Origin of the sequence: Salinibacterium sp. (assembly GCF_031364185.1) — a bacterium.
GTDB lineage: Bacteria > Actinomycetota > Actinomycetes > Actinomycetales > Microbacteriaceae > Rhodoglobus.
On the sequence record NZ_JANLVV010000113.1, the window covers coordinates 1 to 1,331 of the forward strand.

Annotated in this window: 1 pseudogene; it reads left to right on the plus strand. The window is 65.4% G+C overall.

Annotation, left to right across the window (positions count from 1 at the left end):
- Positions 1 to 610: 610 nt before the first annotated feature.
- Positions 611 to 1,331 (plus strand): annotated as a pseudogene (locus RMN95_RS05240) (ATP-dependent helicase); the annotation flags it as partial.

Genomic DNA, 1,331 nt, shown 5'->3' on the forward strand with positions numbered 1-1,331 from the left:
CCGATAACGACTTCTCGCTCTCCGCTACCCGCTTCACCGCCTCAGCCCGAGCCTCCGGGGTCACACCCAAATACCTGCGTTCCACCATGCGCCAATCCAATCAGTTCAGGAGAACTGTCCGGAAACCACGGGTCACCCCAGGGCCGCCTGCGCGTGTCGGAGCAAAATCTCCTTCATTTGGCGAGGAAATGCAGGCGGCGAGGGAGTGCGCGTGGCGGCGAAAAGCGCTGCGGCAGAAGATACTCGAGCCGACCGCATCAGGCTTCGCAGGAACAGGCGGGCGCATACGAGCCCTCTGGCCGTATCGGCCCCGATGGAGTAGCGTTGGGAGGTCGGCTCAAGACAGTGCGAGTATCGCGCATGGGTTTGTAGTCTTGCGGGCCGGTTTGCTAGCTCCTGCTTCTAGAAAATGCAGGGCTGGTGACAATCACACGAATGTATGTGACGGCCCCGGTCAAAGATCGCCCGGGTTCAGTACGGCATGGCGCGTCTATCCAACGCAGCGTCTATCAAACGCAGTCGGTGCCGTGCCTTCATGCGCTCTGTGTTTGCTCACGCGTGACGTATTCACGCGGGTTAATTCATCACAACACAGAATCCGGAAAGAACTATGCCTAATTTCTCGAAGCCGCCCGCCGGTGTCAAAAAGCCCTATAAGTCAACGCCGTCATCCAGCGCCCGAGGTGGTGCTGCCGGCGCTCCCAAGAAGCGTTGGACCCAGGATGACCGTGCCGCCCGTACCGGCGATCGCCCCACTGGCTCGGCCCGCTCGGCACGCGACGACCGCCGCCCCGACTGGAGCCCACGTGACTCCAAGCCGTCCTACCAGGACCGCCAGGCTCAGGAACGCGGCGCCCGACCTTCATACGGCGACCGCAAGCCTGACCGCCCCTCGTACGGTGACCGTCCCGCCGTCGAGCGTCCTTCGTACGGTGACCGTCCCGGTCGCACCGAGCGTCCGGCGTACAACGCGGACCGCCCGGCGCGTCCCGCGTACAACTCGGACCGAGCAGCCCGCCCGTCATATGGCGACCGCAACGACCGTGCCCCGCGAACGGATCGCCCGGCGTACGGCAACGACCGCCCCGCGAATGATCGTGCTCCGCGCACCGAGCGTCCGGCATACAAGGCGGACCGCCCGGAGCGCCCCGAGTACAACAATGATCGTCCGGCGCGCCCCGCTTATGGCGACCGCAACGACCGCCCGGCGCGCAGCAACGACCGCCCTGCGTACAACGATCGCGCCCCGCGCACCGAGCGTCCGGCATACAACAATGATCGTCCCGCCCGTCCGGCGTATAACGCGGACCGTCCGGCGCGCCCCGCTTATG